This is a genomic window from Microbispora siamensis, from assembly GCF_016863095.1.
Taxonomy (GTDB): domain Bacteria; phylum Actinomycetota; class Actinomycetes; order Streptosporangiales; family Streptosporangiaceae; genus Microbispora; species Microbispora siamensis.
This window is the reverse complement of the sequence record NZ_BOOF01000003.1, coordinates 277,673-290,736: the sequence shown is the minus strand read 5'-3', so window position 1 is coordinate 290,736 and position 13,064 is coordinate 277,673. Positions and strand designations below refer to the sequence as shown.

Annotated in this window: 13 protein-coding genes; 11 read left to right on the top strand and 2 right to left on the bottom strand. The window is 71.6% G+C overall.

Annotated features, from left to right (window positions below):
- The first annotated feature begins 443 nt into the window (after positions 1–443).
- Positions 444–1,472, top strand: coding sequence for a hypothetical protein (locus Msi02_RS04395; RefSeq protein WP_204047162.1), 1,029 nt, complete (start codon positions 444–446; stop codon positions 1,470–1,472).
- 14 nt (positions 1,473–1,486) lie between these two features.
- The gene (locus Msi02_RS04390) at positions 1,487–2,308 is read left to right on the top strand and encodes an alpha/beta hydrolase family protein (RefSeq protein WP_204047161.1); all 822 of its coding nucleotides are present in this window, start codon (positions 1,487–1,489) and stop codon (positions 2,306–2,308) included.
- Here the strand turns inward: Msi02_RS04390 and Msi02_RS04385 are convergent.
- Positions 2,305–2,808, bottom strand: coding sequence for a MarR family winged helix-turn-helix transcriptional regulator (locus Msi02_RS04385; RefSeq protein ID WP_204047160.1), 504 nt, complete (start codon positions 2,806–2,808; stop codon positions 2,305–2,307). The two genes, Msi02_RS04390 and Msi02_RS04385, sit on opposite strands and share 4 nt — an antisense overlap.
- A gap of 223 nt (positions 2,809–3,031) precedes the next feature.
- Here Msi02_RS04385 and Msi02_RS43840 point away from each other — a divergent pair, with 223 nt between their 5' ends.
- The 3 genes from Msi02_RS43840 (at position 3,032) to Msi02_RS04375 (ending at position 4,745) form a co-directional block, all read left to right on the top strand.
- The gene (locus Msi02_RS43840; protein WP_256862089.1) at positions 3,032–3,160 is read left to right on the top strand and encodes a hypothetical protein; all 129 of its coding nucleotides are present in this window, start codon (positions 3,032–3,034) and stop codon (positions 3,158–3,160) included.
- Between the two features lie 30 nt (positions 3,161–3,190).
- On the top strand, positions 3,191–3,646 hold the full coding sequence (locus Msi02_RS04380; RefSeq protein ID WP_079311954.1) for a MarR family winged helix-turn-helix transcriptional regulator: 456 nt from the start codon (positions 3,191–3,193) through the stop codon (positions 3,644–3,646).
- Between the two features lie 112 nt (positions 3,647–3,758).
- Positions 3,759–4,745 (top strand): DUF6879 family protein, encoded by a 987-nt coding sequence (locus tag Msi02_RS04375; protein ID WP_079311956.1) that lies wholly within the window; start codon positions 3,759–3,761, stop codon positions 4,743–4,745.
- A 139-nt stretch (positions 4,746–4,884) separates the two neighbouring features.
- On the opposite strand, the gene Msi02_RS04370 is transcribed toward Msi02_RS04375, so the two are convergent.
- Positions 4,885–5,253 (bottom strand): hypothetical protein, encoded by a 369-nt coding sequence (locus Msi02_RS04370; RefSeq protein ID WP_204047159.1) that lies wholly within the window; start codon positions 5,251–5,253, stop codon positions 4,885–4,887.
- Positions 5,254–5,587: 334 nt separating this feature from the next.
- Here Msi02_RS04370 and Msi02_RS04365 point away from each other — a divergent pair, with 334 nt between their 5' ends.
- The 6 genes from Msi02_RS04365 (at position 5,588) to Msi02_RS04340 (ending at position 13,035) form a co-directional block, all read left to right on the top strand.
- Entirely contained in the window at positions 5,588–6,694 is a 1,107-nt protein-coding gene (locus Msi02_RS04365; RefSeq protein ID WP_204047158.1) for an NAD-dependent epimerase/dehydratase family protein, read from the top strand.
- A gap of 134 nt (positions 6,695–6,828) precedes the next feature.
- Positions 6,829–8,370: an acyl-CoA carboxylase subunit beta gene (locus Msi02_RS04360; RefSeq protein ID WP_204047189.1), complete on the top strand. Its 1,542-nt coding sequence runs from the start codon at positions 6,829–6,831 to the stop codon at positions 8,368–8,370.
- A gap of 214 nt (positions 8,371–8,584) precedes the next feature.
- Entirely contained in the window at positions 8,585–8,854 is a 270-nt protein-coding gene (locus Msi02_RS04355) for a hypothetical protein (RefSeq protein WP_204047157.1), read from the top strand.
- A gap of 64 nt (positions 8,855–8,918) precedes the next feature.
- Entirely contained in the window at positions 8,919–9,680 is a 762-nt protein-coding gene (locus tag Msi02_RS04350; protein ID WP_204047156.1) for a 4'-phosphopantetheinyl transferase family protein, read from the top strand.
- Positions 9,681–9,709: 29 nt separating this feature from the next.
- Positions 9,710–10,423 carry an alpha/beta fold hydrolase gene (locus Msi02_RS04345; protein WP_204047155.1) on the top strand — a complete coding sequence of 238 codons (714 nt, stop codon included), beginning with the start codon at positions 9,710–9,712 and terminating at the stop codon, positions 10,421–10,423.
- A gap of 65 nt (positions 10,424–10,488) precedes the next feature.
- Positions 10,489–13,035 carry an FtsK/SpoIIIE family DNA translocase gene (locus tag Msi02_RS04340; RefSeq protein WP_204047154.1) on the top strand — a complete coding sequence of 849 codons (2,547 nt, stop codon included), beginning with the start codon at positions 10,489–10,491 and terminating at the stop codon, positions 13,033–13,035.
- Positions 13,036–13,064 lie beyond the last annotated feature (29 nt).

The window sequence follows — 13,064 nt, the reverse complement described above, 5'->3', positions numbered from 1 at the left end:
TCGACCCCGTCCAGGAAACGCGCGGAGATATTGAATTCGGCGGGAGAGGAACCACCATCGGGAATTGCCGGAAGGGGCGGGCTGCTGAGGATCGTCATTTTCCAGCGCACCTTTTCTCGAACCGGAATTGTTCGTCACGCACCACTCACCGTGCTCCTCGACGACCCCCGCGACCAGGCGAATCGGCGGCAGCAAGATGCCCGCCGATGTCACCTTCCTGCCACCGCACGGCAACACCGGAGCGACCGTCAGGGGGCGTTATCGCAGATTGCTGAATATGCCGCCGCGCGTTGACCCGGCCCTGGCGCGGCGTGCTTCACTTGTCCTGCACCGGCATGTGCTTGTCCGCGGACACGAGCCAGTGCCGGACACCGGGGCAGCCGGGGCGGCCTCGCCGCCGGAGGTCCCAATCACGGTCCGGGGTCCGTGACGAGGAGGGACGGATGGCGACTACCCCTGGAGTCTCCCGGCCGGCGACCGCGGGCAAGTCCTGGTCGCCCGGGCCCGCCGGTGAGGTCGCCGAATGTCTCGGCGGCGGGGTGCACCTCGCCTACGCCGAAGGGCCGGTGTCCGGATCCGTCACCGTCGCCGCCGCCTTCACTCCGGAGGCCGCGCTGGCCCGGGCGCGCACGCGCGCCGCCGCTCTGGACGCCCTGCACGAGGTCCCGGCGAGCCTTCCGGCCTCGCCGGCCGCCCGGCGGCTGACCCTCGCCGACTTCATGGTGGAGCCGCCCGCCGACGACACCCCCGCCCGCGTGCCGGGTGCCGGCCTGCTCAGCGGCGACGAGTACCTGCTTCCCGCCGAGGTCGTCCAGATCGGAGGGCGTGACGGCGGGGTCGAGCCGACGACGGTGGGAGTGGTGGAGGAGGACGTCTCCGCGGCGGTCGCCGACCTTCTCGCGCACGACGTGGTGATCCGATGGTGGGAGAGCCCGCGGATCCCGCTCCTGCGGATCTCCGAGCATCTGGGCGGGCTGCTCCCGCCCGGTCTGCTGTCCGCCGCGCGCACGCTGGGCCTGCGGATTCCGGCGTTCGTGCTCCCGGGCGCCGACTTCCGGATCGGCCTGGTGGGGGTGAGCGGCGAGGGCACGACGGTAGCCGCGGCGGCGGGCCGCACGGTCGAGATCGCGATCGGCGAGGCCTTCCTGCGGGCGATGGCGGCCCGGGCCCAGCCGTGGGCCACGTTGCCCGCGACGGACTCCCTGCGGCGCCTCACGGTCTGGCACCGGGAGGCCGACTACCTCGCCTACCTGGAGCGCTCGGCCGTCGACGCCGACCCCGCCGCGCTCGACGACGCCGTGCTGTGGGAGAGCGCGCTCGACTGGCCGGACATCGCCTGCCGCCGCTTCGGGCACGAGCCGGTCGTCGTCGGGCCGGGCACGCCCGCCGGGCCGGTCAAGGTGGTCTGCCCGGGCGCCGCCTGCTACCGGACCGCTCCGCCCGGCTTCATGCTGCCCTGCCCTGTGCCGTGAGGAGCCCGTCCACGATGTCTCCCCGTCCGCGGGGCCGGGCGCTTCCCGGCGTGCTCACCCGTCCCGCCGCGCCTCCCGACCGCGTCATCCGGTACGGAGACCACCCCGACCAGATCATCGACGTACGGCAGGACGGGGACCGCCCGGATGCGCCCGTCGTCGTCCTGCTGCACGGCGGGTTCTGGCAGGCGGCGTACGACCGGTGTCACACCCGGCCGATGGCGGACGAACTGGCCCGCAACGGCTACGTGGTGTGCACGCCGGAGTACCGCAGGATCGGCCAGCCGGGCGGTGGCCATCCCGGAACCTTCGACGACGTGGCGGCCGCGGTCGACGCCGTGCTGACCGATCCTCCCGCCGGGGGCGGCGTCGTGCTCGCCGGTCACTCGGCCGGGGGTCACCTGGCGCTGTGGTCGGCGCTGCGGCACCGCCTGCCCGCCACGTCGCGCTGGCACGCGCGGCTGCGGATCCGGGGGTGCGTGGCGCTGGCGCCCATCGCCGACCTCGGCCGCGCGATCGAGCTGGGGCTGGGCGACGGCGCCGGCCGCGAGCTGCTGGCCGATCGGCTCGGCCTGCTGGCGGAGACCGACCCGATGCGGCTGCTGCCGTACGGGCCGGGCACGCTCGTCCTCGTGCACGGGACGGCGGACCGGCTGGTGCCGGTCGAGCTCAGCCGCCGCTTCGCGGCAGGGGAGCCGTCCGCCACGCTGATCGAGCTGGAGGGCGCGGGGCACTTCGGGCTGATCGAGCCGCTGTCGCGGTCCTGGCCCGCCGTCCTGGACGCCATCGGCCTGGTCGCGGGCAGGGCGGCCCTGCCGAGACCTCTCAGGACCTAGTTCCTCCGGTCGCCGCGGGCGCCGTCGCGCTCGTACACGAGGCACCACAGCATCCGGTTGAACTGCTCTCGCTCGTCGGGGTTCAGCGGGGTGAGGAAATCGTCGAGGGCGCCGAGCATGGCCGGGCCGAGCTTGTGCCGCAGCAGCGACTGTCCCTCGCCCGTGAGCGCGATCGCGTACTTGCGCCGGTCTCCGGGGTCGCGGGAGCGCCGCACGAGGCCGAGCCGCTCCAGCCCGTCCACCACGCTGACCATCGTCGTCCGGTCGATACCGTGGCTGCGGGCGAGCTGCTGCTGGGATTGCGGGCCCATCGCGTCGATGGCGGTGAGCACGATGAAATCCTTCGACTTCAGCCCGAAGGGTTGCATCGCCGTTTCGAAGATCTCGGCGAAAAGATTGGTGGCCTTGCTCATCAGAACGCTGGTGGAGCTGGACAGGAACCCGGGCGTGGACAGGTCGGCGGGGGCGGAGAGATTCGTGCGAGGGGAATCAGTGCTCACGTCTGTCCCTTCGATCGCCGTTTCCGGTCAGCTATGCGAGGGCGTCCGTACCAAGCAGGGCCTGCCATATATCGGAAGAGTGTCACACGTGTGTTTTGGGTCGCGCAATGGCGGACAGCGAATCGTCAGGTCTACTGATTGACATGCTTCCGATCGTCAGCAACACTGACGATATGGGAGGCGGAAGGTTGAGAGTGGTGTCCGCCCCCGGTGAGGAGAGACCATGTCGGTGGGAAAGCCGGAGAAGTCGGCGGGGCGGTCCGGTTCCGTTGGCGGCATCACCTGGGACGAGGCGGCGGAGTCCCCCGTCGCCGCGGAAGCCGCCGAGGCGCCGGACGGACGGGAAGGCTGAGCGGTAGCCGGCGGAGGAAGGGATCCACGCGTGGAGGGAGACGGACGACTCGCCGCCCCGGTCTCGGGGCCGCTCGCCACGTCCGTCTGCTGGCTACTCGGCGACGCGGCCCGCGAGCTGACCCAGGAACTGGAGCGGGTTCTGCGCAAGGACGACCTGCGCTGGCGCGACTACGGCGTGCTCGTGGTCCTGGAGGCCGCCGGGCCGCTGTCGCAGCAGGAGATCGGGCGGCGCCTGTCCGTGGACCGGTCGACCATGGTCCACGTGATCGACGTGCTGGAGGAGCGGGGACTGGTGGCCCGCGCCCGTGACGCCGCCGACCGCCGAGCCTACTCCATCCGGCTGACCGACTCCGGCCGCGCGCTGCTCGTGGACGTGCTCCACCCCGCGACTGAGGCCGTACAGGAACGGGTCCTCGGCGGCCTGGCCGCCGAGGACCGGATGCACCTCAACCGTGTTCTTGCGCAGTTGGCGGCAGGTCGCTGACGGGGCAATTTGCGAGAAGGTACTGACTATCTACCTCTTGATAGTTTGTGGATACGCATATTGCCGTCGATCCCTTAGCGAGCGGGGCTGGGCGCATGCCGGGAGGTGTGCCATGGACATTTCCGTCATCGGTGTCTCGCCCGAAGGGGTGGAGATCTACCGGTACTTCCTGCGGCACCGCGGCGAGGGAGTCGGCGACGCCCGTAAGGCGCTCGGCCTCGACCCCGACACGGTCGAGGCCGCCGTCGAGGAGCTGGAGCGGCTGTCCCTGCTCGACCTCAGGGACCGGCACAGGGTGGTGGCCACCGAGCCGAGGGTCGGCATCGAGCGCCTCATCGAACAGCGCCTGAACGAGCTCAACGCGGAGATCCGGCGGGTGCTCGCGGCGAGGGACGCCATCGCCGTCTTCATGGAGGACCAGCAGCAGGGGGAGCGCACGGCGACCGCACTCGACATCGAGCGCGTGGAAGGGCTGGAGCGGGTCCGGGAGCGCCTGGACGACCTGGGTTTCTTCTGTTACAAGGAGACCCTCTGCCTGCATCCCGGCGGCCCGCTGTCCCGGGGCGCCATCGAGACGGCGATGCCGCTGGACACCCGCTCGCTGCGGCGGGGACTCGCCGTCAAGGCGGTGTACCACCCCAAGGCGCTGGACGACTCCCTGATGGCCGCCTACCTCCGCGACATCGTCGGCCTCGGCGGCCAGGTGCGCATCACCGAGGAGCCGATGGACCGGATGGTGGTCTTCGACCGGAGCGTGGCCGTCGTGCCGATCCACCCGAAGGAGTCGGCCCGGGGCGCGCTGCTGGTGCGGGAGCCGGGACTGGTATCCCAGCTGGTCACCTATTTCGACGGCGTATGGGAAGCGGCCACGGATTTCCGCGAGTACACCGAGCCGTCGAAGGAACCGCCGCTGCTGTCCGATCTGGAACGGCGGGTCCTGGCCGTCATGGCGACCGCCGACAAGGACGAGATCGCGGCCCGCGAAATCGATGTGTCCGTACGGACCTACCGCCGTTATGTGGCCGACCTGATGGCGCGGCTGGGCGCCGTCAACCGTTTCCAGGCGGCGCTGCGGGCCAAGGAAGAGAAGTGGATCTGACGCCGCGCGCGGTGTGAAGGCGTTGGGCTCGAAGTTGCGTTTCCGGCGTTTCCGCCGTGGGCCGGGCGTCCCCGGCCGTCGGCGTGCCGGTCTTTCACCGAATCGCGCCTGTGGATGCCACGGGTAGTGCAGCGGCGCGTCAGTCCCAGGTGGTGCCGTTGCCCTGGGAAGCGGAGTCCCACGTGGTGCCGTCCTCGTCGGCCGGCGCGCTGTCCCACGTGGTGCCGTTGCCGTTGGCCGGCGCGCTGTCCCACGTGGTGCCGTCCTCGTTGGCCGGCGCGCTGTCCCAGGTAGTGCCGTTGCCGTTGGCCGGCGCGCTGTCCCAGGTAGTGCCGTCGCCGTGGGGAGCGGAGTCCCACGTGGTGCCCGAGGCGGCCAGCACGGGGGCGTCCCAGGTGGTGCCGCCCCCCTGCAGCCCGCCCATCCCGACGGCGCAGGCGATGGCGCCGGAGACGATCGCGATCGAGAGACGGGTGACGTTGATCCGCGAAGCAATCCGGGCGTTCATTTCTTCACTCTTTTCTGTGGGCTGTTTGTTCTCGCACCATCGACTCTGCGGTTCGCACAGCCCCGGAACCAGGCAATCCGGCGGCAGCAAGGTGCCGGGCGGTTGCAGTTTCCTGCCACGGTCTCCGGGATGACCGCCGTGGCGGCGTCCGCATGCTGCCTCCCGGGGTGCGGCGCATCTGTCCGGCTGCCCCGGAAAGGCCCGGCTCATTCCGGTCCCCGTCCGCTTTCCGACAATCCGGTAAGACCAGCCGCACGGTGGTCAAAGCACACACAGAGATGACAGTCCGGAGGCGCCCGTCCTTGACTGGAAGGAATTGAAAGGAGTCGGCGAAATGCTGGTCACCGTCACCGGTGGGACCGGGTTCCTGGGCGCCCACACCGTCGCCGGGATCCTCCGAGCGGGTCATCGGGTCCGCCTGCTCGTGCGCGACCCGTCCACGGTGGACCGGGCGCTGGCGCCGCTCGGCGCCGACCTCGGCGCCGTCGACGCGGTGCCGGGCGACGTCACCGACGAGGCGGCCGTGGCGCGGGCGGTGCGCGGCGCCGACGCCGTGCTGCACGCCGCCTCGGTGTACTCCTTCGACAGCAGGCTGCGCCCGGTGATGCGGCGGGTCAACGAACACGGGACGGAGGTCGTGCTCGGGGCCGCCCGCCGGGCCGGCGCGTATCGGGTCGTCCACGTCTCCAGCGTGGTGGCGATGTTCCCCGCGGCGGGACGCGTGATCGACGAGCGCTCGCCGGTCGGCCGTCCCCGGGACACGTACATGGCGACCAAGGCCGCGGCGGAGGCGGTCGCTCGGCGACACCAGCGCGAGGGCGCGCCGGTGGTGATCACCTACCCGCCGGCCCTGCTCGGCCCGCACGACCCGCGTCTGGGCGACCAGACGTCCCGGATGCGCGACGCGCTGCGCGGGCTGATGCCGATCTGGCCCCTGGGCGGATTCCCCGTGGGCGACGTACGGGACACCGCCGCGCTGCACGCCCGGCTGCTCGGCATGCCGGAACACGGCGCCGGGCGTCTGTTCGGACCGGGCCGTTACGTCTCCACCCGCGAGTACGTGCGCACGTTGCGCGAGATCACCGGGCGGGCCCTTCCCACGGCTTTCCTGCCTGCCCGGATGATGCTCCCCGTCGGACGCCTCACCGACCTCCTGCAGCGCGTCGTGCCCTGGCACATCCCCGCCGAGTACGGCGCCATCTACACCTGCGCGTGCGCGACCCGGCCCGCCGAGGGGGTCGACACCCTCGGGATCGAGGCCCGCCCGCTCGCCGAGACCTTCGCCGACACCGTGCGCTGGCTGCGCGACCACGGCCACCTGTCCGCCCGGCAGGCCGGTCTCGTCGGACAGGCGGGTCCGGCCGTGCCGCGGGGAGCGTCCCGGAGGGCGCCCGCCGGCCACGCCGGGACCCTCGTCCTCGACGGAGAGGAGCGTTCATGACGATCACCAACGACCCCGTTCTGCTCGGCCTGCCCCGGCAGCCGGGAGAGGGCGCCGCGGCCGGGCCCCCGCGTACGGGCGACCGGGGTGAGACGGGCGGGCGGCAGGAGCCGGAGGCGCGGACCGTCCCCACGATGCGGTCCCTGCGCGAGCGGCGCGACGCCCTGCGTGACGACATCGTGACCGGCAACCCCGCCGCGGTCGACCGGCAGCACTCGCTCGGCAAACTGACGGCCAGGGAACGGCTCGGCCTGCTGCTGGACGAGGACTCGTTCGTCGAGATCGACATGTACCGCCGGCACCGGGCGCACGGCCTGGGCCTGGAGGAGCGCCGCCCGCACACGGACGGCGTCGTGACGGGCTCGGGGACGATCCACGGCCGCCGTGTCTTCGTCTACGCCCAGGACTTCACCATCTTCGGCGGCTCGCTGGGCGAGGCCCACGCGCTCAAGATCCAGAAGGTGATGGACCTCGCCGTCTCCACCGGGAACCCGTTCATCGGCCTCATCGACAGCGGCGGCGCCCGCATCCAGGAGGGTGTGCTGTCGCTCAACGGCTACGGCGGCATCTTCCAGCGCAACGTCCAGGCGTCCGGCGTGATCCCCCAGATCAGTGTGGTGCTCGGGCCGTGCGCCGGTGGAGCCGCCTACTCGACGGCGCTGGCCGACTTCACCTTCATGGTGCGGGACACGGCCCAGCTTTACCTGACCGGCCCCGACGTCGTGGAGGCGGTGAGCGGGGAACGGGTCACGCACGCGGAGCTGGGCGGCGCGCAGGTCCACGCCCGGCGGTCGGGGATCGCCACGTTCGTGCACGACGACGAGGAGAGCTGCCTGGAGGACGTCCGCTATCTCGTCTCGATGCTGCCCGCCAACAACATGGAGCCGCCGCCCCGCGGGCCCTCCAGGGACGCCTCCCGCGATTCGCGGCCACGGCTGGCCGAGATCGTCCCCGCCGACCCCAAACAGCCGTACGACATACGCGAGGTGATCGCGGAAATCGTGGACGACGGGGAGTTCCTGGAGCTGCACGAGGCGTGGGCGCGGAACGTCGTCTGCGCGCTCGCCCGTGTCGACGGCGAGGTCGTCGGCCTGGTCGCCAACCAGCCCATGGTGCTGGCCGGGGTGCTCGACGTCGACGCATCCCAGAAGGCCGCGCGGTTCGTCCGGTTCTGCGATGCTTTCAACATCCCGCTCGTGACCCTGGTCGACGTGCCCGGCTTCCTGCCCGGCACCGGCCAGGAACACGCCGGCGTCATCCGGCACGGGGCCAAGCTGCTCTACGCCTACTGCGAGGCGACCGTGCCCCGGATCCAGGTCATCCTGCGCAAGGCGTACGGCGGCGCGTACATCGTCATGGACTCCAGGTCCATCGGCACGGACCTGTCACTCGCCTGGCCCTCGAACGAGATCGCGGTGATGGGCGCCGAGGGCGCGGTCAACGTCGTCTACCGCAAGGAACTGGCCGCCGCCGGCGACCCGGCCAGGCGGCGCGCGGAACTGATCGACACCTACAGGGGGGAGCTCGCCCACCCCTACTTCTCCGCCGAGCGGGGCCTGGTCGACGACGTCATCGACCCCGCGGACACCCGCTCGGCCGTCGCCCGCGGCCTGGCCATGCTGCGCGACAAGCGCGGGCCCGTCGTACGGCGCAAGCACGGGAACGTGCCTCTGTAGTCCTGCCCGCCGTCCCCTGACGCCCGGAACCCGCCACCGGCGGGCCGGGCGTTTCGGCATGCCCTCCTAGCACCTCCGGATCTGACAGCTTGCGGTTACCCGCATGCAGCTTGCTGCCGCCTCCGCACCTGGTCTCCGGCACCGCCCCGAAGCACAGTGAAGGTGTCGGGTTCGCACGTCGGAGCGGCTGGAGGCGGGAGAAGGTTCGCAGGTCATGGTTTATCAACTGACGATGCGGCGGAGCGCGCCGTGGTCGGCACCCACCTCGCCGGTCGACGGGATACGCGTGCTGGCTCTTCTGCCGCGGCGATGGCAGAAGGACCTGAGCCAGGTGGCCGGCGAGATCGTGATCCGGATCAGCGCCGGCGAGGAGGCGACGAGCGAGGACGTCCACGCCGAGGTGGAGCGGGCCCTCGCCAGCTCTGAGGTCAGCCATCTGGAACTCGTGGCCTGCCGCCCGCTGGCGGCCGGGTCCCCCAAGTGAACGGGCCGAGGAGTGACCGGCGGGGCTTGACCGTCGGACATGACGTAGGAGAGGAGAAGGACCAATGGTTGTCTCTGTGTTGCAGGCGGGCGAGTGCCGCGTGTGGTGGGCGGATCCGCGGAACGAGACGATCGACACCCTGACCGAGCCGCTCAGCGTGGTGGAGCTGGAAAGGGCGGCGCGCTTCCGGCGCGACGCCGACCGCCGCCGGTTCCTGACCGGCGCCTGGCTGCTGCGAGTGGCGGCGGGGGCCCGGCTCGGAGTCGGTCCCGAGGACGTGGTGGTCGACCGGACGTGTCCCGACTGCGACAAGCACCACGGCCGGCCAAGGATCGTGGCGGGCAGGTCCGTCCTGCACGCTTCGATCTCCCACTCCGGCGACCGGGTCGCCGTGGCCCTGACCGCGGAGGCGCCGCTGGGGGTCGACGTGGAAAAGGTGGAGTCCACGGGCTCGGTGGAGGATCTCGTGAAGTGCGCGCTCACCCCGAGCGAGCGCGACGCCGTGCTGAGCCTGCCGGAGTCCGAGCGGTACGAGGCCTTCGTACGCGTCTGGGTGTGCAAGGAGGCGGCGCTCAAAGCCACCGGGCACGGCCTGCGCGTCTCCCCGAACCTCGTGGAGTTCGACGTGACGGAGGACCCGCCCGTCCTGCTGCGCTGGCCGCTGGACGTCCCCCCGGAGACCGTGCGGATCCACCGGCTGGACCCCGGCCACGGATACGCCGCCGTCGTCGCGCTGCTGACCGGGGACCGTGAGGTGGAGGTGCTGGAGTCGGCCCCGATCGAGCACCAGCCGCTCTCCGTTGACCCGTCCCGGCGGGCCGCGTAGAACCGGACAGCAGAGGGACATGGATTCTCGTGAAGACATTCGTTCTGATTCCGGGCCCGTGGATGGGGGCGTGGGCGTGGGAGCCGGTGGCGCGGCGGCTGCGCGGCTACGGCCACCGAGCTCTCCCGGTCACGCTGCCCGGCCTGTCCCGCGCCGACACCGACGTCTCGGCGGTCGGGCTGGACACGCATGTGGGGACCGTCCTCGCGCTGCTGGAGGCGGAGGACCTCCACGACGTCGTCGTCGTCGGCCACAGCTACTCCGGCATCGTGGCCGGCCAGGTGGCCGACCGCGCCTTCCACCGGGTGACGCGGACGGTGTTCGTCGAGGGTTTCCTGCCGCATCACGGCAAGTCGATGCTGCACGCCTTCCCCGAGCGCCAGCACGCCGCGGAGCTGCGGCTCATCGCGGACAACAACGGACGCTGGCCGCCGCCCGACGCCCAGGTGGTGGCCGAGGGCCAGGGCCTGTCGCTGCGGCAGGCGCGGCAGATGACCGAGCGCTTCGTCGGCCACCCGGGGCGCACGATCGCCGAGCCCGCCGTCCTGACCCGGCCCCTGGAGCAGCAACGCGCCACCTACGTCATCTGCTCGCTGGAACACTTCGGCGGCCGCATCGCCGACGACGTGCGCGCCATGCGCGGGCTGCCGAACTGGCGGTTCGAGACGCTCGACACCGGGCACTGGCCGATGATCTCGGCTCCCGCCCGGCTGGCCGAGGTGCTGCACCGGACCGCCGGATAGAGGCCTCCCGCCTCCGTCGGCGCGCCGCCCCGGTAATCGCCTGCATCCGGGGTAACTTCGGCATCATGGCCACCCGTACGTCCGGACAGGGGTCCGGCAAGCGCCCCGCGTCGCGCTCCGGATCCCGTACGGCTTCCCCGAAGCGATCCCCGGCGGGTTCCCGAGGCAGGGCGGCGCCCAGGCCCAGGCCCGCGCCCAAACGGCCGGTCGCCACCGGCCAGGACCCGATCAGCTGGTTCTTCCTCGTCATCGGCAAGCTCGTCATCGGCATGTGGATGCTGGTGGCGAACGGCGTGGGCGCGGCGGCTCGGGCGCTCGGGCAGGGAGCCCGCGACCTCGACCCCATGCACCGCCGCGACGGGCAGGGCCTGTCGGTGCTCGCGGGCGCCATCGTGCTCGCCGCCCTGACCTGGCGGGACACCAAGACGGGCTTCGCCGCGTTCGTCGACGCCGTGGTGCGCGGGACGGTTGGATCGCTCGCCTGGGCGGTGCCCGTGCTGCTCGCGGTGCTCGCCTGGCGGCTGCTGCGCCACCCCGACCAGAACGCCGAGACCGGCAGGATGGGCATCGGCTGGACCGCGCTGCTGGCCGGGATCCTCGGGATCGTGCACGTCGCCCACGGCACGCCGTACCCCTCAGGCGGTCCCAACGACGGCATGGACAACGTGTCGGCGGCGGGCGGCATGATCGGCTTCATCGTCTCGGCTCCGCCGTCGAGCATCCTGCCGGCGTTCATCACGATCCCGCTGCTGCTGATGCTGTCCGGCTTCGGCCTGCTGGTGATCACCGCGACCCCGGTCCACCGCATCCCCGAACGTCTCGCCGAGATCCAGCACATGCTCTTTCAGCGGCCGGAGGAGACCGGGGAGCGCCGCAAGGCCCCCGCGCCGGGCAGGAAGCGCACGCGCAAGCAGCAGGGCGGCGGGCGTGACGCGGCCGAGGGCGGCGACAACATCAAGCCGTACGACACGCCCGTGCTGTCGGAGAAGGACCACTCGCCGGAGATCGTCCCCGGCCTCGTGGACGACGTCGTGGAGTCGGCCGAGCCGACCGAGCCGGAGATACCCAAGCCGGCGCCCCAGCCTCCGTTGCCGACCCCCGCGCCGCGCAAGGTGGAGCAGCTCGTCCTGTCCAGCCAGGAGGGGCCCTACACGCTGCCGGACCTCACGCTGCTGCGGCCGGGCAGCGCGCCCAAGCAGGAGACCAAGGCCAACCGGACGGTCGTGAACGCGCTGACCAGCGTGCTGGAGCAGTTCTCCATCGACGCGCAGGTCGTCGGCTTCACCCGGGGTCCGACGGTGACCAGGTACGAGATCGAGCTGGGCCCGGCCGTCAAGGTCGAGAAGGTCACCGCGCTCACCAAGAACATCGCCTACGCCGTCAAGTCCGCGGACGTCCGGATCCTGTCTCCCATCCCCGGCAAGTCGGCGATCGGCGTGGAGATCCCCAACGTCGACAAGGACCTCGTGTCGCTCGGCGACGTGCTGCGCTCGCAGGTGGCCCAGGCCGACCACCACCCGATGATCGTCGGCCTCGGCAAGGACGTGGAGGGCCGCACCATCGTGGCCAACCTGGCCAAGATGCCGCACATCCTCATCGCCGGCGCCACCGGCGCGGGCAAGTCGACCTGCATCAACGGGCTGATCTCCTCGATCCTCCTGCGGGCCACGCCCGACGAGGTCCGCATGGTGCTGGTCGACCCCAAACGGGTCGAGCTCAGCTCGTACGAGGGCATCCCCCACCTCATCACGCCCATCATCACCAACCCGAAGAAGGCCGCCGAGGCCCTCGAATGGGTGGTGGGCGAGATGGACCGGCGGTACGACGACCTCGCGGCCAGCGGCTTCCGGCACGTGGACGACTTCAACAAGGCCGTGCGCGCGGGCAAGCTGGTGCCGCCGCCGGGCAGCGAGCGGGTCTACCAGCCGTACCCCTACCTGCTGGTGATCGTGGACGAGCTGGCCGACCTCATGATGGTCGCGCCCCGCGACGTGGAGGACTCGATCGTCCGCATCACACAGCTCGCCCGGGCCGCCGGCATCCACCTGGTCATCGCCACGCAGCGGCCGTCCGTGGACGTCGTCACCGGCCTGATCAAGGCGAACGTGCCCTCGCGGCTGGCGTTCGCCACCTCCTCACTCGCCGACTCGCGGGTCATCCTCGACCAGCCCGGAGCCGAGAAGCTCGTCGGGCAGGGCGACGCGCTGTTCCTGCCGATGGGCGCGAGCAAGCCGATGCGGCTGCAGAACGCGTTCATCTCCGAGAAGGAGATCGCGGAGGTCGTCGCCCACTGCAAGGCACAGATGCAGGCCGAGTATCGGGAGGACGTCGCCGCGCCCGCCGCCGCGAAGCGGGAGATCGACGAGGAGATCGGCGACGACCTCGACCTGCTGATCCAGGCCGCGGAGCTGATCGTGTCGACCCAGTTCGGCTCCACGTCCATGCTCCAGCGCAAGCTGCGTGTCGGCTTCGCCAAGGCCGGGCGGCTGATGGACCTGCTGGAGAGCCGCAACGTGGTCGGCCCGAGCGAGGGGTCCAAGGCTCGCGAGGTGCTGGTCAAGCCCGACGAACTGCCCGGCCTGCTCGCCGAGTTGCGCGGGGAGACCGGCTGAACGCCGGCCTGATCGCGGACGTGCCGTCC

What these genes read in the sequence shown, in the direction of transcription:
- Msi02_RS04395 (WP_204047162.1), top strand. Translation starts at nt 444, where the DNA reads ATGGCGACTACCCCTGGAGTCTCCCGGCCGGCGACCGCGGGCAAGTCC.
- Msi02_RS04370 (WP_204047159.1), bottom strand. Translation starts at nt 5,253, where the DNA reads ATGAACGCCCGGATTGCTTCGCGGATCAACGTCACCCGTCTCTCGATC.
- Msi02_RS04375 (WP_079311956.1), top strand. Translation starts at nt 3,759, where the DNA reads ATGGACATTTCCGTCATCGGTGTCTCGCCCGAAGGGGTGGAGATCTAC.
- Msi02_RS04350 (WP_204047156.1), top strand. Translation starts at nt 8,919, where the DNA reads ATGGTTGTCTCTGTGTTGCAGGCGGGCGAGTGCCGCGTGTGGTGGGCG.
- Msi02_RS04360 (WP_204047189.1), top strand. Translation starts at nt 6,829, where the DNA reads ATGCGGTCCCTGCGCGAGCGGCGCGACGCCCTGCGTGACGACATCGTG.
- Msi02_RS04355 (WP_204047157.1), top strand. Translation starts at nt 8,585, where the DNA reads ATGGTTTATCAACTGACGATGCGGCGGAGCGCGCCGTGGTCGGCACCC.
- Msi02_RS04390 (WP_204047161.1), top strand. Translation starts at nt 1,487, where the DNA reads ATGTCTCCCCGTCCGCGGGGCCGGGCGCTTCCCGGCGTGCTCACCCGT.
- Msi02_RS04340 (WP_204047154.1), top strand. Translation starts at nt 10,489, where the DNA reads ATGGCCACCCGTACGTCCGGACAGGGGTCCGGCAAGCGCCCCGCGTCG.
- Msi02_RS04365 (WP_204047158.1), top strand. Translation starts at nt 5,588, where the DNA reads ATGCTGGTCACCGTCACCGGTGGGACCGGGTTCCTGGGCGCCCACACC.
- Msi02_RS43840 (WP_256862089.1), top strand. Translation starts at nt 3,032, where the DNA reads ATGTCGGTGGGAAAGCCGGAGAAGTCGGCGGGGCGGTCCGGTTCCGTT.